Origin of the sequence: Catenibacterium sp. GCM10023432, assembly GCF_042651925.1 — a bacterium.
Lineage (GTDB): Bacteria > Bacillota_I > Bacilli_A > Erysipelotrichales > Coprobacillaceae > Catenibacterium > Catenibacterium mitsuoka.
This window is the reverse complement of sequence record NZ_JBHSEB010000064.1, coordinates 22,211-45,290: the sequence shown is the minus strand read 5'-3', so window position 1 is coordinate 45,290 and position 23,080 is coordinate 22,211. Positions and strand designations below refer to the sequence as shown.

Annotated in this window: 19 protein-coding genes and 6 tRNA genes; 2 read left to right on the top strand and 23 right to left on the bottom strand. The window is 34.9% G+C overall.

Annotated elements, in window-relative coordinates; translation table 11 throughout:
• Nucleotides 1–59 precede the first annotated feature (59 nt).
• The 16 genes from ACFOZZ_RS08640 to recG form a co-directional block, all read right to left on the bottom strand.
• Nucleotides 60–136 (bottom strand) — tRNA-Met (locus tag ACFOZZ_RS08640).
• Between the two features lie 20 nt (nucleotides 137–156).
• A tRNA-Ala gene (locus ACFOZZ_RS08635) sits at nucleotides 157–232 on the bottom strand.
• A gap of 8 nt (nucleotides 233–240) precedes the next feature.
• Nucleotides 241–317 (bottom strand) — tRNA-Pro (locus ACFOZZ_RS08630).
• A gap of 10 nt (nucleotides 318–327) precedes the next feature.
• Nucleotides 328–404 (bottom strand) — tRNA-Arg (locus ACFOZZ_RS08625).
• A gap of 10 nt (nucleotides 405–414) precedes the next feature.
• Nucleotides 415–503: transfer RNA gene (locus ACFOZZ_RS08620), tRNA-Leu, on the bottom strand.
• Between the two features lie 7 nt (nucleotides 504–510).
• Nucleotides 511–585, bottom strand: a tRNA-Cys gene (locus tag ACFOZZ_RS08615).
• A 210-nt stretch (nucleotides 586–795) separates the two neighbouring features.
• On the bottom strand, nucleotides 796–1,842 hold the full coding sequence (locus ACFOZZ_RS08610; RefSeq protein ID WP_055235203.1) for an ABC transporter substrate-binding protein: 1,047 nt from the start codon (nucleotides 1,840–1,842) through the stop codon (nucleotides 796–798).
• Nucleotides 1,826–2,632, bottom strand: a complete 807-nt coding sequence (locus ACFOZZ_RS08605; RefSeq protein WP_147556518.1) for an ABC transporter permease — start codon at nucleotides 2,630–2,632, stop codon at nucleotides 1,826–1,828. Before ACFOZZ_RS08605 ends, ACFOZZ_RS08610 begins: the two co-directional genes overlap by 17 nt.
• Complete coding sequence (locus ACFOZZ_RS08600; protein WP_055289174.1) at nucleotides 2,607–3,476, bottom strand: ABC transporter permease; 870 nt, start codon at nucleotides 3,474–3,476, stop codon at nucleotides 2,607–2,609. The genes ACFOZZ_RS08605 and ACFOZZ_RS08600 overlap by 26 nt, the downstream gene beginning before the upstream one ends.
• On the bottom strand, nucleotides 3,476–4,519 hold the full coding sequence (gene potA, locus ACFOZZ_RS08595) for a spermidine/putrescine ABC transporter ATP-binding protein (RefSeq protein WP_006506216.1): 1,044 nt from the start codon (nucleotides 4,517–4,519) through the stop codon (nucleotides 3,476–3,478). The genes ACFOZZ_RS08600 and potA overlap by 1 nt, the downstream gene beginning before the upstream one ends.
• 14 nt (nucleotides 4,520–4,533) lie before the next feature.
• Nucleotides 4,534–5,067 (bottom strand): helix-turn-helix domain-containing protein, encoded by a 534-nt coding sequence (locus ACFOZZ_RS08590; RefSeq protein WP_006506217.1) that lies wholly within the window; start codon nucleotides 5,065–5,067, stop codon nucleotides 4,534–4,536.
• 143 nt (nucleotides 5,068–5,210) lie between these two features.
• Complete coding sequence (locus ACFOZZ_RS08585) at nucleotides 5,211–6,035, bottom strand: prephenate dehydrogenase (RefSeq protein ID WP_055235093.1); 825 nt, start codon at nucleotides 6,033–6,035, stop codon at nucleotides 5,211–5,213.
• Nucleotides 6,032–7,495 carry a nicotinate phosphoribosyltransferase gene (locus ACFOZZ_RS08580; protein ID WP_055289172.1) on the bottom strand — a complete coding sequence of 488 codons (1,464 nt, stop codon included), beginning with the start codon at nucleotides 7,493–7,495 and terminating at the stop codon, nucleotides 6,032–6,034. Before ACFOZZ_RS08580 ends, ACFOZZ_RS08585 begins: the two co-directional genes overlap by 4 nt.
• Before the next feature lie 105 nt (nucleotides 7,496–7,600).
• Entirely contained in the window at nucleotides 7,601–8,290 is a 690-nt protein-coding gene (gene rnc / locus ACFOZZ_RS08575) for a ribonuclease III (protein ID WP_055289171.1), read from the bottom strand.
• Nucleotides 8,290–9,264, bottom strand: coding sequence for a phosphate acyltransferase PlsX (gene plsX / locus ACFOZZ_RS08570; RefSeq protein WP_376815089.1), 975 nt, complete (start codon nucleotides 9,262–9,264; stop codon nucleotides 8,290–8,292). Before plsX ends, rnc begins: the two co-directional genes overlap by 1 nt.
• Before the next feature lie 33 nt (nucleotides 9,265–9,297).
• A complete protein-coding gene (gene recG, locus ACFOZZ_RS08565; protein WP_278779001.1) occupies nucleotides 9,298–11,298 on the bottom strand; it encodes an ATP-dependent DNA helicase RecG in 2,001 nt (666 codons plus the stop codon).
• Between the two features lie 72 nt (nucleotides 11,299–11,370).
• On the opposite strand from recG, the gene ACFOZZ_RS08560 reads away from it, so the two are divergent.
• Complete coding sequence (locus ACFOZZ_RS08560; protein WP_055234776.1) at nucleotides 11,371–11,964, top strand: HAD family hydrolase; 594 nt, start codon at nucleotides 11,371–11,373, stop codon at nucleotides 11,962–11,964.
• A gap of 31 nt (nucleotides 11,965–11,995) precedes the next feature.
• Here the strand turns inward: ACFOZZ_RS08560 and ACFOZZ_RS08555 are convergent, their stop codons facing one another.
• From ACFOZZ_RS08555 to ACFOZZ_RS08540, 4 genes are all read right to left on the bottom strand, one after another.
• Entirely contained in the window at nucleotides 11,996–12,676 is a 681-nt protein-coding gene (locus ACFOZZ_RS08555; RefSeq protein WP_376815088.1) for a fructose-6-phosphate aldolase, read from the bottom strand.
• 3 nt (nucleotides 12,677–12,679) lie between these two features.
• On the bottom strand, nucleotides 12,680–13,606 hold the full coding sequence (locus ACFOZZ_RS08550) for a glycyl-radical enzyme activating protein (protein WP_376815087.1): 927 nt from the start codon (nucleotides 13,604–13,606) through the stop codon (nucleotides 12,680–12,682).
• On the bottom strand, nucleotides 13,569–15,878 hold the full coding sequence (locus ACFOZZ_RS08545) for a glycyl radical protein (RefSeq protein WP_279067519.1): 2,310 nt from the start codon (nucleotides 15,876–15,878) through the stop codon (nucleotides 13,569–13,571). The genes ACFOZZ_RS08550 and ACFOZZ_RS08545 overlap by 38 nt, the downstream gene beginning before the upstream one ends.
• Before the next feature lie 406 nt (nucleotides 15,879–16,284).
• A complete protein-coding gene (locus ACFOZZ_RS08540; protein ID WP_376815086.1) occupies nucleotides 16,285–19,404 on the bottom strand; it encodes an ATP-binding cassette domain-containing protein in 3,120 nt (1,039 codons plus the stop codon).
• Nucleotides 19,405–19,575: 171 nt separating this feature from the next.
• Between ACFOZZ_RS08540 and ACFOZZ_RS08535 the strand changes: the two genes are divergently transcribed.
• Nucleotides 19,576–19,827, top strand: a complete 252-nt coding sequence (locus tag ACFOZZ_RS08535; RefSeq protein WP_055233702.1) for a hypothetical protein — start codon at nucleotides 19,576–19,578, stop codon at nucleotides 19,825–19,827.
• Here the strand turns inward: ACFOZZ_RS08535 and yqeC are convergent.
• The 3 genes from yqeC to yqeB are packed head-to-tail and all read right to left on the bottom strand — an operon-like array spanning nucleotide 19,811 to nucleotide 23,080.
• A complete protein-coding gene (gene yqeC, locus ACFOZZ_RS08530; RefSeq protein WP_376815085.1) occupies nucleotides 19,811–21,178 on the bottom strand; it encodes a selenium cofactor biosynthesis protein YqeC in 1,368 nt (455 codons plus the stop codon). The two genes, ACFOZZ_RS08535 and yqeC, sit on opposite strands and share 17 nt — an antisense overlap.
• Nucleotides 21,175–22,275: an aminotransferase class V-fold PLP-dependent enzyme gene (locus ACFOZZ_RS08525; protein WP_279067517.1), complete on the bottom strand. Its 1,101-nt coding sequence runs from the start codon at nucleotides 22,273–22,275 to the stop codon at nucleotides 21,175–21,177. The genes yqeC and ACFOZZ_RS08525 overlap by 4 nt, the downstream gene beginning before the upstream one ends.
• Nucleotides 22,262–23,080: a selenium-dependent molybdenum cofactor biosynthesis protein YqeB gene (gene yqeB / locus ACFOZZ_RS08520; RefSeq protein WP_055233699.1), complete on the bottom strand. Its 819-nt coding sequence runs from the start codon at nucleotides 23,078–23,080 to the stop codon at nucleotides 22,262–22,264. Before yqeB ends, ACFOZZ_RS08525 begins: the two co-directional genes overlap by 14 nt.

Below are 23,080 nucleotides of genomic sequence, written 5' to 3'. Positions count from 1 at the left end.
CCGGTGGCTCTAACCAACTGAGCTAAGGGTCCTCATCTATCAGAGTATTTTTAATCAAATGGTAGCGGGAGAGGGATTTGAACCCCCGACACTCCGGGTATGAACCGAATGCTCTAGCCAACTGAGCTATCCCGCCATGTATATGATTAATTAAATTGGTGGAGCCTAGGAGGATCGAACTCCTGACCTCCTGCGTGCAAAGCAGGCGCTCTCCCAGCTGAGCTAAGGCCCCATTTCAAATGGTCGGGAAGACAGGATTTGAACCTGCGACCCCCTGGTCCCAAACCAGGTGCACTACCAAGCTGTGCTACTTCCCGTTTATATAATTGGCGCGCTAGACAGGAATTGAACCCGTAACCCCTTGTTCCGTAGACAAGTACTCTATCCAGTTGAGCTACTAGCGCAATTCATAAATGGTGCCCTGGGCCGGAATCGAACCGGCACGGAGTTTGAAGTCCGCAGGATTTTAAGTCCTGTGCGTCTACCAGTTTCGCCACCAGGGCACACGTATGGAGGTTCCAACCGGACTTGAACCGATGATCGAAGAGTTGCAGTCTTCTGCCTTACCAACTTGGCTATGGAACCGTCGCAATCGAGACTGCTTGTATACTATACTATGTATTTTGAGATAATGCAAGGGGTTTTTAGAACTTTTTTCTAAGTGTTTACATTTAACTTGATAAACACAAGGTTTTTTTAATCAAAAAATTATGTTTTTTTATCAGTACTCCTGAGAAAATGCTTACAAAGAAAGATAAATGGTGATTCTAGAAACTAGAATCACCATAAATATTGTTATTTTGCTTTAACTTTTGTCCAGTAGTTACTAAACATTTCTTTAGTCTTTGTATCCTGATAGTTGAAACATTCATCTTTTGGTCCAACACGCATGCTATAAGCATTGTTGTTCTTGAATTCTTTCTTTCTAGCTTTTGCTGCTGCTACAGTATTAGTAGTTAAATAGCCTACTTCCTGTGTATTTAAGAAAGCGTTCTTATCAGAAATCATATAGTTAATGAATTTATTGGCCATATCTGTGTTCTTACAACCCTTAGAGATAACAAATCCATCAAACCAATAGTTAGTCCCTTCTTCTGGCATATAGAAGCCCATATCTGGGTTTTCTTTCATTACATCCGCTGCATCACCTGAATACATAACACAAAGTGCTTTTTCACCATTCTTCATGTTATCGATAGAGTCATCTGTTGCATATGTAGGATCCATAGTCTTTCTCTGTTCTACCAACCAATTGAAAGCAGCCTGGATTTCTTTTTCATTAGTTGTGTTCATAGAGTATCCCAAAGCCTTTAAAGCAACCATCATAGAGTCTCTTTCAGAGTCATACATATAAAGGTTACCCTTGTACTTAGTATTACGTAGGATTTCCCAACCTGCTTTTAAATCTTCTTTTTTAACCTGTGTTTTATCATAAACGATACCTACGTTACCACAGAAATAAGGTACCCAGTATTCGTTGTTAGGATCGAATTGCTGGTTTAATACTTTAGTATCTAATGATTTCTTATTAGTAATCTTAGACCAGTCAATCTTCTTTAAAAGATTTTCCTTGATCATACGTTCAATCATATAATCTGATGGTACTAATACATCATACTGGTTACCACCTAATAATTTAGTATACATTGATTCGTTTGAATCAAATGTTTCATAAATAACCTTACAGTCATATTCATCCTGGAATGCCTTAATAACGTCCATATCAGCGTATACACCCCAGTTGAATACTTTCAATGTGTGTTTATAGTTTTTTGACCCACACCCAGTCATTAGGCCACAGATAACTGCAACGCAAAGTAAACCTTTAAATAGCTTTTTCATTTTTTACCCCTCTCTTCTTCAAATAAATATATGGTACAAAAGTGCCTAATAATACCCCAATTAAAATAACGACTAGAATAACTGTAGATAATGCATATATACTTGGATCAACACGTTTAGACATGTTATATACGACGATAGATATATTTTCTACACCATTACCAGATACAAAGTATGAAATGATGAAATCATCAAAACTCATAGTAAATGATAAAAGTGCTCCTGCAAAGATACCAGGCTTGATTTGAGGAATAATCACCTTTGTCAATGTCTGGAAAGGTGTTGCTCCTAAATCCATTGCCGCATCTGCTAGATTATCATCTAACTGCTTTACTTTAGGATAAACATTTGTAATAACATATGGTGTACAGAATGCAATATGAGCAAGTAACATTGTCATATAACCCTTTTCAAAATTCACAAAACTAAATAATAACATCAAAGAAATAGCTGTAACGATTTCAGGATTCATGATTGGCAGATTGTTCACCTGCTGTACAAGTGTTCTGATAGTCTTTTTAGATTTAGATAATGCAATGGCAGTGATTGTCCCTAAAACAACTGAACAGATAGTCGCAATGACTGCTATACTAACTGATACAAAGATAGCATTTAATAGCTGTGTGTTATTAAATAACTGTACATACCAGCGTCCTGAGAAACCACCAAAATGTGATAAAGACTTCGCGCTATTAAATGAGAAAACTGCCATAATAAATATCGGGAAATAGAGGAAGACCATACATAGTGAAATAATAATCACTTTACTGAGCTTTTTTTCTTTTCGCATTAGTAAGTCCTCCCTGTTCAATTTCATTATTTGTCTTCTTTTCAGCACGATAGATAAGTGCCATAGAAATAATGACAATCACACCTAAGATGAGTGATACAGCACTACCGAAATGCCAGTTACCTACAGTAATGAACTGGTTTTCAATGAAATTACCAATCAGTGAATACTGTCCTCCACCTAACATCTTCGGAATAACGAATTCACTGATAGCTGGTAAGAATACCATTGTAATACCAGTTAAAACGCCTCCTAGTGAAAGTTTAAAAGTAATTTTAAAGAAGGCCGTAATTTTATTTGCACCTAGGTCATAAGCTGCTTCTACAAGTGAAGGATCCATGTTAGTTAAAGATGTATGGATTGGTAGAATCATAAATGGGAGAAAGTTATAAATCATCCCAATTGCAACTGCTCCATCAGTATATAACATTCTAAATGATCCCAATCCTAGCATTCCTAGGATGTTATTTAAGATACCATTTCTAGATAAAATAGAAACCCATGCATAAGTACGCATTAAAAGGTTGATCCATGTCGGAATAGTAATAAGCATAATAAGAATAGTCTGAGTATGCTGTTTACACTTAGAAATCATAAAAGCCACTGGATAACCAATCAATAAACAGATAAATGTAGTAAGTAATCCAAGCCCAAATGATTTAATCAATACCTGGACAAAGATTGGATCAAAGAATTTCGCAAAGTTAGCGAATGTAAATTCGAAAGTCTTGATTGCAGATGCCCTTTGTGTAAAAGCATAGAATACAATCAACACCATCGGCAATACAGTTAACAGGAATAGAAATAGGACATAAGGAGTAATAAGTTTTTTATACTGTTTCATTAATAAGTACCCATTGGTTCCATGACATGAATATCTTCAGGCCAGAAATCTAAATCTACTTTCTTTCCTACTTCTGTTAAATCTGTTGTATGAATCTTATAGTCCTGATTTTCTGTACGTACCATGATTTCATAATGTACCCCTTTAAAGATAACAGATACGACTTCACCTGCAATTTTACCTCTACCTGGTTCTACAATATCTAAGTCTTCAGGACGTAATACAATATCTACTTCCTGACCTTCTTCAAATCCTTTATCTACACATTCAAACTGCTGACCATGCCATTCTACAAGATAGTCCTTAATGAAATGACCTTCTACAATATTAGATTCACCAATGAAGTTGGCAACAAATCTATTTTCTGGTTCATTATAAATATCTATAGGTGATCCAATCTGTTGAATCATGCCTTCATTCATAACAACAATCTTATCAGACATAGTAAGTGCTTCTTCCTGATCATGAGTAACATAAACGAAAGTAATACCTACCTGCTGCTGAATCTTTTTTAATTCAATCTGCATTGTTTTTCTTAGTTTCAAATCAAGTGCGCCTAATGGTTCATCAAGAAGAAGTACTTTTGGTTCATTAACTAGAGCTCTTGCAATCGCAACACGCTGCTGCTGACCACCAGATAACTGAGAAATGTTTCTTTCCTCAAAGCCCTTTAAGCCTACAAGTTCTAGCATTCTTCTTACTTTATGATCAATGATTTCATCAGGCATCTTCTTAATATGTAAACCAAAAGCCACATTATCATAAACATCCATATGTGGGAATAAAGCATACTTCTGGAAGACAGTATTTAATTCTCTCTTATAAGGTGGTACACCTTCCATATTCATACCATCGAATAATACAGTACCTGATTCAGGTTCTTCAAATCCTGCCATGATTCTTAGCGTAGTTGTTTTTCCGCATCCACTTGGCCCTAGAAGTGTTACGAATTCATTTTCATAGATGTCTAGGTGAATTCCTTTTAGGATGACCTGGCCATCAAATGATTTAGTCAGATTATCTAATTCAATAATTTTCTTCATAAAACTCTCCTCATTTAAAATAATGGTGGTGTAGAAATCCAGATCACTCTCGCCTTTCTTTCCCACTGATTCTCTAAATAATGTGCACGTGTGCCCTTCAAATAAAATGTTTCACCCTTTTTAACAATTTCTTCTCGCATCCCATAATGAAGAACGACTTTGCCTTCTAATACATAACCAAACTCTTCTCCGCCATGAGGTTCCATCTTCATTGAACGTTTATCCTTTTCTAGTTCAATAAGAATAGGTTCCATCTCATTTTTCTGAGCATTTGGTACGATATAGTGAATGATATAATCATCCTGTTCATTCACAAAAAAATCCTTCTCGCCAAAAACAAGCTGTTCATCCTCCTGCTGATCAAAGAAATCATGAAGATTAGTACCTAATGCTTCAAGAATATCATCAAGTGTTGCGACAGATGGTGATGTTAGATTTCTTTCAACCTGGGAGAGGAAACCTTTTGATAATTCACTGCGGTTTGCAAGTTCTTCAAGAGTTAAGTCGTTTGCAAGACGCAGCTGTTTAATTTTCCTTCCGAGATCCATCTAATCCTCCCTGTTTTATATAATTAACTTTTTGTTCACTTAATCAAACAACAATATTATACACTTATAAAGATATCTTTCAACCTCTTTTTTAAACTTTTTGTTTTATATATTAAACTTTCGAAACAAAAAAAAGAACATTCTTACAAATGTTCTCTTCTTTTTGTAGATTTTCTAAATGCAGCCTTTAAAGTCTCATCATCATTATCACGAATCGCATTTTTAAGAAGGTCTAGCTGTTCTTCAAAGCGTTCGATAGAAGCAAGAAGATACTGCTTATTATTCATAAACAATTCATCCCATAAGTCTTCATTGATATTCGCAATACGTGTGAGATCTCTAAATGAGTCTCCAATATACTTTCCTGTCTCATATTTCTGATCATCACTATTCATAAGCGATACAGCCAGACAGTGAGGTAATTGAGAAGTAAATGAGATAATTTCATCATGTGCTTCAGGAGACATGATCTTAACTGAACGGAAGCCTAACTGTTTAGAGAATTCCTGAACAAAATCTATAGTGGATTTCTTATTATCATCATGATAGACAATAATGAAGTTTGCATTCTCAAATACCTGTTTAGAGGCATATTGATAGCCCTTCTTTTCTCTACCTGCCATAGGATGAATAGAAATATATTCTACATCTTCTGGAATGACAGAAAGTGCTTCTCTTAAGAAATAAGACTTAATTCCTACGGCATCTGTAACAATACTTCCCGGTTTAAATTGATTGTTTTTAATAAAGTCTAAGACAAGACTTGGGTAAAGGCAGATGATTGTAAGGTCTGTTTCAGGGATAATATCTTTCCCATCTAGATAACCCTCAATAATACAGCCCTCTTCTTTAGCCATATCTAAAGTCTGCTGGTTTGTATCGATACCATAAACTTCATAACCCTTTCCTTTAAGCGCCTTAACAAAACTGCCACCAATAACGCCTAATCCTACTACTGTAATTTTCATCCGCGTTTTTCCTCAAGCATCTTTAATTTATAGTCAATAAGTCTTTCAGAAAGGTCTACATAATAAGTATGTGGGTATTCTAAACGGAATATTTCATCCCATAATAATGTGCCCTGTTTTTTAACGTTTTCTCTGATTTCTTCAAGTGTCTTTTCTTCATATACACATTCACCATCCACGAAGATAGGTTCCTGTAATTCAAAGAATGTATAAGACCCACCTATTAATGTTTTATTCTTCCATTTATCATACTGAGAGTAAATAGTGAGATTCTTTTCTGGATCAATTGTTTCATCCGCAAACATTACAATATCCGCAATGGCTTTATTTGTTTCATTTTCTATTAAACGATAGACCTTCTTATAGCCTGGATTAGTAATCTTTTCTTTATTTTCTGAAATCTTGATTTTAGGAACAATCTGACCATCTTTTTCCATGGCCGCCATCTTATAAACACCACCAAATACTGGTGAAGACTTAGATGTAATCATATTTTCCCCTACACCAAATGAATCAATACGTGCACCCTGTTCAAGTACAGAACGGATTAAATATTCATCTAATGAATTAGAAATAGAAATCTTTGTATCAGTCAATCCAGCAACGTCAAGCATCATTCTTGCTTTCTTAGTAAGATATGCGATATCTCCTGAGTCAATACGAATACCCGCTAATGTCTTACCCATTGGCTGTAATACTTCTTCTGCAACTCTAATCGCATTTGGAATACCGCTTTTTAATGTATCATATGTATCTACTAAGAGAATACATGAATCTGGATAGATTTCGGCATACGCTTTAAATGCATCATATTCAGTGTCAAATGACTGAACAAAAGAATGTGCCATTGTACCAAGTACTGGAATACCAAAAGCTTTACCTGCTGATACTGTAGCAGTTCCTGATGCTCCACCAATATAAGCTGCTCTTGCGCCATATGTTGCACCATCATATCCCTGTGCTCTTCTTGCCCCAAATTCCATAATAGGACGACCCTTAGCTTCCTGTACAATTCTATGTGTTTTAGTCGCAATCAATGACTGATGGTTAATTGTCACTAAAAGGAATGTTTCCAATAACTGTGCTTCAATCAATTTTCCTTTAACAGTGACTAATGGTTCATAAGGGAATACAGGTGTTCCTTCAGGGACTGCCCAGATTGTACCATCGAACTTAAAATCAGCTAAATAAGATAAAAATTCTTCATCAAACATATTTAAAGTACGTAAATAGTCAATATCACCCTTTGAGAAGTGCATATCTTTGATAGCTTCAATCAACTGTTGTAGTCCTGCCATGATGACATAACCACCATTATCAGGATTCTTTCGATAGAACATATCAAAATATGCAATTTCATCCTTTTTTCCCTGTTTAAAATAATCATATGACATTGTTAATTCATAAAAGTCCATGACAAGAGTTATATTTCTTGCATCACTTACTGTACTATTTCCCATATTATAATCTCCTAACTTGTTTGTTTTTTATCATACTATCATTATACAAAAAGTAAAGTGATTTGTCTTTTTTTACAAAACTTACACATAAGAAAAAGAAGACTATTAAGCCTTCTTTGCCATTTTCATTAATGCATCTTTTGCCGCATGCTGTTCTGCACGCTTTTTACTTGTTCCTTTTCCAGTACCTAAGATCATATCATCTAGAATAACTTCGATAACAAATTCAGGGGCATTGGCTGGTCCAGTTGAACTCTTAACATGATAGCTGACAGTCTTGCGGTCATCCGACTGCACTAATTCTTGTAATTTAGTCTTATAGTCAGTGATATCATCAAATTCATTCACTTCATTGACATGTTTGAAGATTGTCTTTTCAAGAATACGAATCACCTGTTCTTTACCACAATCTAAATAAAGCGCACCTATAAATGATTCATAAATATTTGCAAGAACACTTTCACGATGACGTCCGCCGCTCTTTTCTTCACCTACACCTAAGTAAAGAAGTTCACCCAAATGAAGTTCTTCAGAAAAACGTGCCAACGATTCTTCTCTTACAAGTTTAGAACGAAGCTGTGTTAACTGTCCTTCTTTATATTCTGGATGTAATGCAAAAATGAATTCTGATACGAATAGCTGTAAAACAGCATCTCCCATAAATTCTAGTCTTTCATAATCTGGAATATGAGCATTTGATTCATTTGCATAAGACGAATGAGTAAATGCTTCCTTATAAAGACCAATACGCTTAAAAGGAATGTTTTCTTTCTGTAAGAAATCTAATATTTTCATTATTGAAGTCCTTCTTTCATACGACCTACAACATCTAAGTCTACCATTCTATATACAAGTTCCATTGCATTATAAACTGCCTTGGCATCTGAACTGCCATGTGCTTTTACGATTGCTTTTTCAAAGCCCATAAATAAAGCACCACCGACTGATTTATAATCAAAACGATCTTTTAATGCATATAATTGCGTTTTCGCAAATAATGCACCAATCTTACCTCTTAATGTCGCAAATAAAGATTCTTTAAGTGCCTTCATAAGAAGAATAGCTGCACCTTCTGAGGCTTTTAATGCGATATTACCACTAAATCCATCTGTCACGATAACATCAACATCACCAGACAACAAATCTCTACCTTCTACATTACCTGTAAAATTGATCTTATCGCAGTTTTTTAATAGTTTATAGGCTTGCTGATGCATTTCATCACCCTTATGATCCTCTGCACCAATATTAAGTAAAGCAACCTTAGGATTTTCCTTATCTAATACAAGCTTGCTATATAATGAACCCATTACTGCAAATTCCTGTAGTTGTTCTGCTGTATTAGTCGCATTGGCACCAACATCCATCAAACAAGTACTATTGCCGCTATATGTAGGAAGAGTCGCCATTAAGCATGATTTTTCCACTCCTTCAATACGCTTTACAAACAACATTGAAGCAGTATAAAAAGCACCTGTAGAACCACATGATACAACACCATCTACTTCATCCTTGCGGGCCATCATTAAAGCCTTCACCATTGAAGATTCTTTCTTTCTTCTTACACCTAATACACTATCCGTCATTAATACAACATCACGTGCATCTACAATATGAATAGAATTAATAGATTCTAAAGCTGTTAATTCTTCTTTTTTACCTGTCACATATAATTCAACATCTGGATGCTTTTCTGCAAACTTCCTGCAGGCTTCCACAACAGGTGCACTACCTAAATCTCCGCTCATCGCATCGATTGCTAATTTCATAAAAATCACCTCATCAGTTACATAATATCATAACTAATCAATATATTCATTCCCTTTTTTTATCTTTTTCTTGATCATCTCAATATAGTTTTCATATTCCCCGTACTTATAATAGTCATGAATCATCTTAATTGCATATCTTCTTGTCTCTTCTAGAATATTCATATCTTTAAAAATATCACCCATCATAAAGGCTGGAAGACCACTCTGTTTATCACCTAATAGTTCTCCTGGCCCTCTTGTTTTTAAATCATACTGTGATATTTCAAATCCATCATCATGTTCTTCTAGATAGTGCAGTCTCTCTTTTGCTGGCTCGTCCTTTGCTTCAGATAACAAAAAACAATAACCTTGTTGATCTCCTCTTCCAATACGGCCACGTAGCTGGTGGATAGAAGATAAGCCAAATCTTTCTGCATTATAAATAACCATCATATTCGCATTGGGGACATCGACTCCTACTTCTACAACTGTAGTAGAGACTAGAATCTGTATTTTATTATCTTTAAAATCCTGCATCACTGCATTTTTCTCTTCATCCTTTAAAGAACCGTGAAGAAGTCCTGTTTGATAATGTCCTTTAAAATAAGAAGACATCGCTTCATAAATAGTCAAAGCACTTTTTAATGGAAGATCTTCGTTATCTTCAATCAAAGGACAGATGACATAACATTGTCCACCTTGTGATAAATAACTCTTTAATTGTTTCAAGAAAGGTCTCATAGAACTACCTTCAAAATATTTTGTTAAGATAGGCTTTCTACCTTCCGGTCTCGTTTCTATACTTGAAACATCCATATCCCCATATAAGCTCATTGCAAGTGTTCTAGGTATAGGAGTCGCACTCATGACAAGGAAATCAACACCTTCACCTTTCTGTTTTAAGGCTTTTCTTTGTTTCACTCCAAAGCGATGCTGTTCATCTGTTACCACAAATCCTAGCTTCTTATAATGAACACTCTCCTGAAATAAAGCATGTGTACCAATCACCAAATCAATTACACCTCTCTCCAACCCTTCATAGATTTCTTTCTTTTCTTTCAAAGTGAGCGCCCCTGTCAGTAACGCAATATTCATATCATATGCTTCAAATGTCTTTTTAAGCTTACTATAGTGTTGCGTTGCCAGTACTTCAGTAGGTGCCATGAGAGCCCCCTGATAACCACTTAAATAGTTCGCATATAACCCTATAGCTGCCACAATTGTCTTACCGCTTCCTACATCACCTTGTAAGAAACGATACATGATTGTTGGATTATGAAGATCTAATAGTATGTCTTTAGCACTCTGTTTTTGATCTTTCGTTAATTTAAAGGGAAGCGTATGAATAAAGGCATTGACTTCATCTAAAGAAAAGTCCTTTGCATAGCCTACTTCCTGTTCTCTTTGCATTTTACGATAAGAAAGAGCCAATTCAAAGTTTAAGAATTCTTCATATTTAAGAGTTTTAATACCCTTTTGTAGTTGTTCATGGTTCATTGGAAAATGGACTGCATAAAGTGCTTCTTTCTTACTCATGAGATCGACTGTTTCTCTTATTTCTATAGGAAGACTATCTTCAATAGGAATATTCATCCCTAATACTTTTTTAACATATTGGGAAAAGGCATGACTTGTGAGACCGTCTTTTAATGAATAGACAGGTGTAATACCTGATAATTGATCTAGATTCTTTAATAATATATTAGAAGCAATGAAACGATTCCCTTCTACCTTACCTTGTAAAGTAACGATACGATTAAGTGTTAAATGAGGGCGAAGAAAATGTCGATTAAAGATTGTGACTGTATAGTCATTGCCTTTAATAGACGCATTGAATGTCATACGTGAAAAACGTCCTTTATAAAATACTTTAGGACTACTTATGATAACTCCTTCTACACAGCATTTATCTTCTATAGGAGGCCATATTTCAGTCACTTCATCATATTTATAAGGATAATGATAAATAATATCTTCTAACGTATCAATAGAGGAAGCATGTAATAAATCTATTCTATTTTGACTTGTTGTTATTTTTTTTAATTCTTCCATAATATCACCACTTATTTGATTAACATATACATTTTATTAAGTATATCATATAATAACTAAAAGGAGAAAAATATGAGAAATATTGTATTTGATTTAGGGCGTGTTCTCTTAGACTATCAGCCTTTAGTTTGGCTGAAAAAGAAGAACTATACGCATTATAATGAATTATTTGAAATCATCTTCCAGAATCCTTTATGGATCAAACTAGACGAAGGGTCCATCACAAGAAAAGAGTTTACAGAAAAATTAATCAACGAATATCCTGAACTTGCATTGGATATAGAAGAAATCATGGAAAAATGGATTGAATTACTTCTTCCTTTTGAAAATAATATAAAGTTACTTTCTCTATTAAAAGAGAAAGGTTACTCTCTCTATATTATTTCTAATTTCCATCTAGATGCATATAATCGTTTCTTAAAGAAGCAGGATTGGTTTACTCTATTTGATGGAGCTATTATTAGTGCCAAAGAAAAGTTAATCAAGCCGGATTTAAGAATATATGAATTATTATTAGAACGTTATCAGTTAAAAGCAGATGAGTGTCTATTCATTGATGATTCTCTCAATAATATTAATGCATGTAAGAACGTCGGCATGGATGGTATTCATTTGCCTGATCATTCAAAACTAGAAGAAGAATTAAAAAAACATCATATTATTTAAAAAGAAACGAGCCCTCGCTCGTTTCTTTTCATTACATATCACAAAGACCTTTGTCTTCTCCATATACTGAATACCAATCATTATTGAAATCAGTCACAGCTTTAGAAATACTTGGATTTTCAAAGATTGCCTTTAATACGCTGACTGGTGCAGTGATAGCCTGACTACCTGCATTAAATGCATCTCTTACCTGCTGTACACCCTTGAAGCTTGCTGCAAGTATCTTGCAGTCATAACCATCTTCTACAATTCTATTAGATAAATGAGCCATTAATTCAAAAGGATCATTTCCTAAGTTTCCAATTCTATTTGTATAAGGTGCAATATAATCAGCACCTGCAGCTAAGGCCATATAAGCCTGCATCAAATCATAAACAGCTGTGGCAGTTACTTTTTTACCTTCAGCCTTTAAGATCTTCATAGCTTTAACACCTTCATAAGTAGTAGGAACCTTTACATATACCTTGTCATCTACTTCTTCAAAGATCTTGTGTGCTTCTTTCACAATTTCATCTGCTTCTGTCGCAATGACCTGAATATGCAAAGAACGTTCATCACCAATGATTTTTCTGATTTCTCTCATATGTCCAAAGAAATCCTTTGGGCTAGTCTTCTTTACAATACTTGGGTTACTTGTGACACCTACGATTGGTAAATGATCTACCGCATCTCTAATTTCTTCTAAATCTACAGTATCAATAATAAATTCCATTTTTTAATCTCCCTTGATTATATTTTTTATTCCACTATCAGATACAATCTGATAGTAATGGCTTAATTCTTCCTGGCTATAGGCCACTGCATCCTCTTTGACACCATATTCAAATTCAGTCAAATCATATTTTGCGGATGCAAGAGGATTATAATTTAATAATTCATAACGTACTTCTGGATATAAACTATAAAGATAAGAGGCAATACTCTTAATATTGTCATCATCACCTGTATATCCAGGAATAAGTGGTGTTCTTACAATCACTTTATCTTTATGTTCACTTGTGAGTAAATAAGATAGATTTTCTTTAATAATTGTATTTGATACACCAGTCGCTTCTAGATGAGCTTTGTCATCTTCTATCTTTAAATCACAATAGATCTGGTCAAGATAAGGTGCTGCCTGCTTAACTAAATCTAAAGATGTATAAAGTGATGTTTCAATGGCTGTGTGTACTTTTGTATGAAGTTCCTCTAATAATTGTATCAGTTTTTTCTGCTGCATAAAAGGTTCTCCACCAGAAACTGTCACACCTCCACCATATTTAAAGAAAACTTCATCTTCCATCACCTTATCAACAAGATCTTCTAAGCTATAATAAGAGCTATCATACTGAATCGCATCAGTAGGACAATACTTAAAGACTTCATCCAAATCATCTTCTATAAATACAGGTCTATCTTGATAGACTATTTTACCTGCTCCCTGCTTCTCACAGTTTCGACAATGCATGCACTTGTTTTCTAAGTATATAGGTTTTCTTTGTGGTAAAAGTCCTTCAGGATTCTGACACCATCTGCATCTTAAAGGACATCCTTTAAAGAATATCGTAGTACGCAATCCTTCCCCATCATGTACCGCAAATCTTTTGATATCAAATACAAGATATTTAGATGTTATCATAGGTTGTTCTCGCAATAATTTCATCCTGTAATTTACCTGCCAGTTCTACAAAGTAGGCTGTATATCCAGCAACACGGATTGTGAGTGAACGATGTCTTTCAGGATGAGCTTTCGCGTCTAATAAATCTTTTTTATTCACGACATTGAACTGAATATGAGGTACATGCAAGTCTACAAAAGCACGAAGGAAATTTTCAAACTTCATACGTCCTGTTTCTGTTTTAAAGAAGTCTGGTAAGAACTTCATATTGAGTAATCCCCCATTGGTTGTGAGATCATCGTCGAGCTTAGAAACAGATTTCAAGACAGCTGTTGGTCCTGCTAAGTCTCTACCATAGACAGGTGACATACCACCATCCGCAAGAGGTGTATAAGCGTTTCTACCATCTGGAGATGCTCCTACATTTTCACCCATTGGAACATGCGCTGAAACAGTATACATACCTGTATGAATAGGACCACCACGATAATTCTTATACTCTTTCATCTTATTTCTAAAGTAACGTGCCCATTTCGCGCCGCATTCATCTACCCAGGCAATATCATTACCATATTTAGGTACTTTATTTAAAAGCATGGCTTGTGTAATTTCATGTCCTTTAAAGTCGTCCTGTAAAGCTGTAAGTAGTTCTTTTGAATCTAAGAGATGGTCTTCATAGACTAGCTTTTTAATAGCGGCAAGAGAATCCGCTAAGTTCGCAATCTGAATCATCTGGATACCAGATAAATTATACTTAGCGCCACCTCTTGTAACATCCATACCTTTTTCTAAACAATCATCAATGACACATGATAAGAAAGCTGTAGGTAAACATTCCTGGTGAACTCTTTCTACAACTTCTTCCGCTTTCATCATCATTTCAATAAAGTAATCAATCTGAATCTTGAAGGCTTTTTCTAATTGTTCATATGTCTTATATGTTTCAAGTGATCCCATATCCAGGCCAAGTTTCTGCCCCGTCAATAAACATTTACCATTATTTAAAGTAAGTTCTAATGCCTTATTGAGATTGAACATAGCCGCATCACTCCAGCCTAGATTATTGCCATGGGTTGTAAGTTCTACGCATCCTACAATCGCATAATTTAAAGCATCCTCGTGACGGATACCAAGTCTTTCCATTGCAGGAATAATGGCTTCATCATTAAAGAACTGAGGCATACCACTACCTAATGCAACAACTTCAATCGCCTTCTGCATGAGTTCATGAGATGTATTCTTATTAAGTCTCACTGATAGGTTAGGCTGAGGAAGACATAATTCCTTCTGTGCTTCTAGACAAAGCATGGATAAATCATTATATGTATCATGTCCTTTTTCATCCAAACCACCTACCGCAATATTAAACCCAATCGGAAATCCCGCAAAGTATTTAGCTGAATTACTGTTACGAAGATAAACAATCTGATTAAACTTCAACCAGAGACATTCTAATATTTCTAATGCATCAGTTTTCGTAATAAGTCCTTCTTTTAAATCATGTTCATAATATGGGTAAAGATACTGATCCATACGTCCTGGTGAGAACGAAGACGCATTGGATTCCATATGTAAAATCACAAATAAGAACCATAGAGACTGTACAGCTTCATGGAATGTTTTTGGCGGTCTTTGAGATAAAGAGAGGCAGTTATCTGCAACACGCCTTAAATCAACACTGTCATGATATTCAGGCATAGAGATAATATAGTCATGATATCTTTTCATGAAAATAATTGCCCCTTCTAATACAAGTTTCGTACATGTATAGAATTCTGTTTCTTGTTTTTCATTAATCTTATCTAATAATCCCTGAGGTCCATACTTTAACCATAAAGCAGAATCAGGACAGATATGACCCTGTGCATGGTCTTTCTGATTGATCTTGACTACTTTACTGATATGATCAATTTCTTTGCCATAGCGTGTTCTAATGACATCCTCCATAGAATGTCCTTTCCAGTATGGGTAAATCGTTTCTCTAAATTCTTTGATATCCTCACTTCTCACTTCAAAGCGGTCCTGAGGACGGGTAGGAAGTGTTTCAAATTCTTTATCAATCCAAGAACAGCCGCTTTCAGGGAATACAACACCTGCACGTACACCTTTTGTACGATTTCCAACAATCAATTCTTCTTTTTCAACACCAATTTCTATTTCTTCTAACGCTGCTTTTAAAGAGAGGGCACGTTTCATAGGAACAGAAAGAGTTTCATTCTCTTTATAAATACGTGTTATGATACGCGCTTGCTCAATAGATGCATAACGTTTTTCATCAAGCATCTTCTCTTTTAATATTGTGATTCTGTTTCTCATATTCTTCTCTCCTTTTCAACTTAATTATACTTATAGAATTATTGTTTTCAATACTTTCATTATTGTTTTTGATAATTAAAAAGGCATGCATCACCTGCATACCTTATATCTTATCTCCTGCAATCAAATCTTCATGCTTAACGCTCTTTTCATGTGCAACTTCTTTCATTGTAGCAAGGAAAAGATAGAGTATTTCTATTACTGCAATGGCAATCACATGAGAACAATGGCCTTATAAAAACAAAATACAGAAGCTTGCACCACTAGCCTGTGACAAGTCTTCTATTGTCATATTGACCACTTCACTTGTATGATGCATGATATATTTCGTATTTTTTCTGAATCAAAGAAATGATCATAGAATGAACAAATCTCTTCAATAACGTTCTTTGGCTCATTTACTCCTTTAATCTGTACGTAATGCTTTGACAGGATCCTCTTTAGCTGCTTTACGAGATGGAATTAATCCACCTAGTAATGTCAGCCCGATACTTAATAGTATAAGAATAATTGCACCACTTACTGGCAGCATCGCATTGATAGAGGCCTGGTTGGATACATTATGAATAATTATATTTGTAGGAATTAATAGAATCAAGGTAATACCAATACCCATGAGTCCTGATAATAAACCAACAATGAATGTCTCCGCATTAAATACCTGTGAAATATTATGTTTAGATGCTCCAATGGCACGCAGTATTCCAATTTCCTTCTTTCTCTCTAATACACTGATATAGGTGATAACACCAATCATAATTGAAGAAACCACAAGTGAAATACCCACAAAGGCAATAAGCACATAACTAATAACATCCACAATATCAGTGACTGAAGACATAAGTGTTCCAACAACATCTGTATAAGTAATCACTTTTTCTTCATCTATCTTTTTCATCTTCTCATTATAATGGTCTAAATAATCAAGGACTGACTGCTTCTTTTCAAAGTTCTGAGGATAAATACTAATACTACTTGGATCATCAAAGCTGCAATAACCGAATTTTTTCATATTATTATCATAGCTTGACTGCTCTGTATTCATCATTGATTTTAAAAGTTCAGTCATATCCGCACCATCTCTATTCATTTTAATGGCCTGTTTAAAGACATCTGGATTAAAAGTAAATGCCTGAGAAAGAGATGTGGACATCTGTTTTGTGACAGTCTGCATGTAACCTGACATAATTGTATTTAATTGTGCATCAAGATGATTATCCTTGATCACTTTATCAATAAACTGATTGATGACCTGCTTAGAATCCTGTGAATTGAGATAGTTCATCATACTATTCTGTAACCCTTGCGTAAATGAATTGATATCTTCTTTTGCATAATCACTAAAGTCATCCGCTACATTCTTCATAATCTTCTGCATCTGTTCTTCAGTGATCTTTATTTCACCATTTTCTCTAATTGCATCATCAATGCCTTTCTTGATTATATCAGATGCTCTTTTTGATTGAAGATATTTTTGAACCAGCGCATTTAAATTTTCTGCTTCTTTTAAAGGATGCTCCTTTAAATAATCGCTATAACCTGAAGTAAGAGTGGACATAAAAGCACTTGCATCTGTAGCAGAAATATCAATCTTAATCTGGCTTAATACCTGTGACAAGTCCATTAGTGGCATGGACATATTCACCTTGCTTGTATCAAACTGAAATGCATTCTTTAGTGCATTATTGTCTACTTGAAACATAGAAGATAAATCAAATGACTTTTGAGACTGATCATTAAAAGATTGTCCAGTAATCACATTTATATTTTTGTTTTCTAGCTGTTCTTTAACTATCTGGCTATTACTCGCATCTTTAATAGTAGAAGTGGCAAGTGAGTAAGGATAATAAATACCCATAGCAAGCATAGAAGCATTCATCGATTCTTTAGGTTGTACAACACCAACAATCTTTAAATCACTGCCATTTTGTACAAGTGAATCGATATAGTTTGTATCATTACTTTTATCTTTATATACCTTATATGTATCATCATATTGATAATAAGAAGAGGCATTCACTACTTTAAAAGTAATACCTAATAGATCTTTATAACGATAACCTTGTTTACCTGTTGTGACTTTAACACTTTTCTCTTCACTAAAAGCTTCTAACATCTGATCTAATTGTGCTGGGTCTCTTAAGCCTAATGTATAAAGCATAAAATCACTGATTCCACCTTTTTTAGAAAGAACCAAAACACACTCATTTTTATTTTTAGGCCAGTGCCCCGCTTTTACATCATATTGATCATCATATAAAGATGCATGAGATGGAAGAGAATAAAAAACATTCGTATTCATCATACTACTCATCATAGAATTACTACCTGTTCCCATTCCAAGCTTCTTCATAGTCGTATCAGGGTTCACCTGTCTTATACCATATTGGTCATTTGTATAGATCTGTGGTGAGATACCATAATCATATTCTACAGCACGGGCATATTGATTGATTTCTTTATGTTCTTCAATATAAGATTTTAAGTTCTTTAAATCATTAGAACCGATCTTAGAAAACATATTCTCCATCATATCCACAACCTTAACTTCACTGTTGTTTCTCTTCACAGGTTCACCCATCATCGCGCTCATATCAATTCCTGTAGATTGAATAGAGAGTGGATATTCTGATAACGTCTCTTTTTCAATGGATGAGATATAGGCATTCACACCAGTAGAAATAGAAAGAATAAGCGCAATTCCAATAATACCAATAGAGCCAGCAAATGACGTGAGTATTGTACGGGCTTTTTTTGTCTTAAGGTTATTAAAGCTAAGCATTAATGCGGTTAGGAAGTTCATAGATGTCTTTCCTAGATTTTTATGAACAGGCTTTTCTTCGTTAAAAGATACTGGATGAGAATCAGAGACTATCACACCATCCTTAAGAGTTACAATACGATTGGCATACATATGCGCAAGTTCTGGATTATGAGTGACCATGACTACAAGTTTTTCTTTCGCCACCTGTTTAAGAAGATCCATAACCTGTATACTTGTTTCACTATCGAGTGCACCTGTTGGTTCATCCGCAAGTAAAATATCAGGATCATTCACTAAAGCACGGGCAATAGCCACTCTTTGCATCTGTCCACCGGATAACTGATGAGGAAGCTTATGAAACTGTTCTCCAAGTCCTACCTGAGTCAGTGCACGTTTTGCACGACATGTTCTTTCTTCTCTAGAAACACCTGAAATTGTGAGAGCGAGTTCTACATTTGCAAGAATTGTCTGATGCGGTATCAAATTATAGCTTTGGAAAATAAAACCTATTGTATGATTTCGATAAGAATCCCAGTCCTTATCCTTATATTGTTTTGTGGAAATACCATTGATGATAAGATCTCCTGAATCATATTGATCTAAGCCGCCAATCACATTCAATAAAGTTGTTTTTCCTGAACCAGATGGTCCTAATATTGCGACAAATTCATTTTCTCTTAAACATAGAGATACATGATCAAGAGCTGTCTGAGTGAGTTCACCTGTATGATATTGTTTGCATACATCCTTAATTGTAAGCATTCTTCTCAACTCCTTTTTTCTATCATAACATAATATATTATGTGTAAAAACAAAGATGTTTCACTTAATTTTCACATATTTTAAATAGACACCTTATTAAAGGAGTTGTCAAAAGCATACATAACGCATTCTATTTTATAAATATATATAATAGTTATAGAGGTGAGAATTATGAAATCTTATTTATATGTTTATAAAATAAAAAAAGAAGAATCAAGCGATATCTTCCTAAGAATATGTCATTCTATAGAAAATAAACTTCATCCTTCTTTTATTGATCAACTGATTGTAGATTTTGATAAGTCACGTGTTCAACGTTATATATTTCCTAATAATCGTATATTACTTTATGATGATATACAATCAGATTGCGTTATCATGCAGACTGATCAGCCCTGCACGCTTTCTAATTTAAAGGAATAAATAATACATCATTGCGACCACCACAGATCATACCTAGCTTGGCACCTTCTTTATTGCTTAATTCATAGTGATGAGAACGAATACCTTCCTCATTTCTTGCATCGCGTATTGCCTGGTATTCTACACGTCCACCACCAATTGTTTCAATGATTTTTTCATCTGTAACAAGCATCATACTACCTACTCCTCGAGGTGCAGATCCTTCTTTAGATGTAATGATACAGAGAGTTCCTTTCTCTTCTGTATAATAGAGATCACTTGTCATTGTAGAGTATTGATGCGTATTTTTAATCTGTATAATTTCAGCCATAATACTTATCGCAATTTCTGCAGGTGTTTGTGAATGGATAGGAAGACCAATAGGTGCATGAACCTGTTTTAATAAAGATTCGTCATAACCTTCTTCTATTAAAGCATCCATTGTCTTTTTCACTTTGCCTTTGCTTCCAATCATACCTATATAAAGTGCTTTTTGATTAAGAACTTTTTTCAGACAGACCTTATCATCCTTATGCCCTCTTGTCACAATAACATAACATGCATTGTCTTCTTCAGGGAAATAGTGATCTGCTTCTTCATAGTTGACACAATGCACTTCCTGGGCCTTTGTAAAGATAGCTGAATTCGCAAATTCTTCACGATTATCAATGACTATTGTATAGAAATCTAATAGATGTGCTGTTTTTTCAACATACTGTGAGACATGTCCTGCACCTAGTAATACTAATTTTGGCTGGGGCATGAACCACTCTTTTTGTATACATGTCACATCTACGTTATGTTCTATTAAGGAAGCCAAAGCTCTTTGATAAAGCCCTTCCGGCTGTTTTACTTCTATAACTGCATCAGGATATCTCTTCAAATAATATCTTACGAGCTGCTGAATAAGTGCACCATCTACTATTTTTTCTGGATCAAGATGTAATAATTCAAAACGATGCACCACATCTTTCACACGTTTTCCTAAGCCTTTCATAGATGTAATCAAAATAATTTGATCTGTATCCTCATCTATGACAGGTTCATAGTCTGCAGGCACCTTTAAAGGCATACCTCTAGAGCCATCCGCTTCAATTAAAATGACATCCACTTCTTTTTTTAATTGATTGAGTAAATCATGATCAAGTGCCTTGATTTTCTTTTCATTAAAACGATTTCCTACAAAGGCATAGCCTTTGTTTTTTAGTTCTTCATGAATTTCTTTATAACTTGGATCAACTAAAGTATCTTCTTCTATACGCATATGTGTAGAAGTCGTCATAAGAACTGTTTTTCCCTCTTCCCTATACTTAAAAAGCAGTTCCTTCATACGTGTTGTTTTTCCACCTGACCCAATAATACTGATGATCATTCTTCAGTCATCTCCCTTAAGACATCAATGACAGTATTGACTTCTTCCATACTATTCATAAATGATAAGCTGAAACGTACAATACCTCTTTCTACTGTATTAAGATGTGTATGCATCAGTGGAGCACAATGGGCCCCACAGCGTGTAATGATATCATATTTATAACTTAAGACATCACTGATTTTAGATGAATCATAGTCTTCAATATTAAAGGCAATGATAGGTGTATGGCTACAGGTATCATAATCACAATAGAATGTGATTCCGTTAATACGTTTCATACCTTTATATAAAGCATCAAAAAGCTGTTTTTCTTTTTCTTCTATCTCTTTTTGATGTTCTAATAAATAAGTCATGCCTGCATTTAAAGAGGCAATACCTGGTATATTCAAAGTACCTGCTTCTAAGTGTTCAGGATAACTATCAGGCTGGTTTTTATTAAAGGAATCAATGCCTGTTCCACCTGTCTTAAGTGGGTGAATGAATATATCTGTATTGACACAGATTCCTCCTACCCCGCTCATTCCTAGTAATGCCTTATGACCACTAAAAGTTAGCAAGTCAATATGAGATTTCTGCATATCAATAGATATATGACCTGCACTTTGTGCACTATCAACCACAAATAGGATATGATTTTCATTGGCTATTTGACCAATGGCATCTATATCATAGAGTTCACCTGTCACATTAGAACTATGCGTCATAACAATCATCTTTGTGTCTTCTCTTATTTCTTTAAGAATATCTTCCTTATAAGGTGCTGTAACAGTTAAATCAACACCTATTTGACGAAGTGGTCTTAAGACAGAATTATGTTCTGCATAAGTTGTAATGACATGATCATCCTTTGATAAGATTCCTTTTAAACATGTATTCAAGCTTTCTGTATTACCACTATTGAAGATAACATGGTCAAAAGAAGGTAGATTAAAATACTGTGCAATGAGTTTACGAGTTGAATATAAAAGACGGTCCGTCTTAAATGCGCCTGTACTTCTTTGAGCATTCATATTATGGTCAAGTGCATCCATTACTGCCAGTTTGACAGAGGGCAGTTTAGGAAAACTTGTTGCCCCTTGATCAAGATAAATCATGCTGACCCCTTAAATAGAAAATAGCTTCTAATACACCACCTGCAATACATCTTGCTTTATCTGAAATAGTGAAGCAGTTCTCATATTCATCTAAACGAGGATCAATATCTGCCATCTTGAATCCCTTTGTGACATAATATCCTTCACGAATCAAACCTCTAAGTAACCCTGACATAGAAGCATATACAGGATACTGTCCTTCCTTGTTTTCTATATAAGCAAGCACGTCTCCTTTTTCAACTATATCCGTAATCTTCTTAACCTGATGAACAGTACCTTCTACTTCTGCATGAATGACACGTTCTTTTCCATACCCCTTAATAAGTCCTGGAATCCCTGTATTTTTCATTGCTGGTCCTTCTTCAATCAAGCGACCTAAGCGATGTCCTCGCATTGTTTCAATCACGATATCTACATCTTTTCCTGCATTAAATCCAGGACCTAAACCTATCGTGATAGGCGCCATATTTCTTGAAGTACCCATATTCTTTTTCGCAAGTATCGCATCAATCATAATTTCTGGCTTTAAGATATCAATAGAACTCCCTTCAGGATCCACCATCATCGCAATCTTATTTTCTTTAAATACAGACTCTAATTCATTAAGTGAATGAATCAGTACGCATTCAATACCTTCTACTCCCTTATGACCATCATATACTGCTTCAGAGTATGCAACATTACGTCTAATCGCACTTGGGTGGGCAATCTCTAATACAAGAACATGAAACCCACAGCGGGCAAGCTTATAAATAGTGCCAGTCGCAATATCACCGCCACCTCTTACTACTACAAGATTATCCAT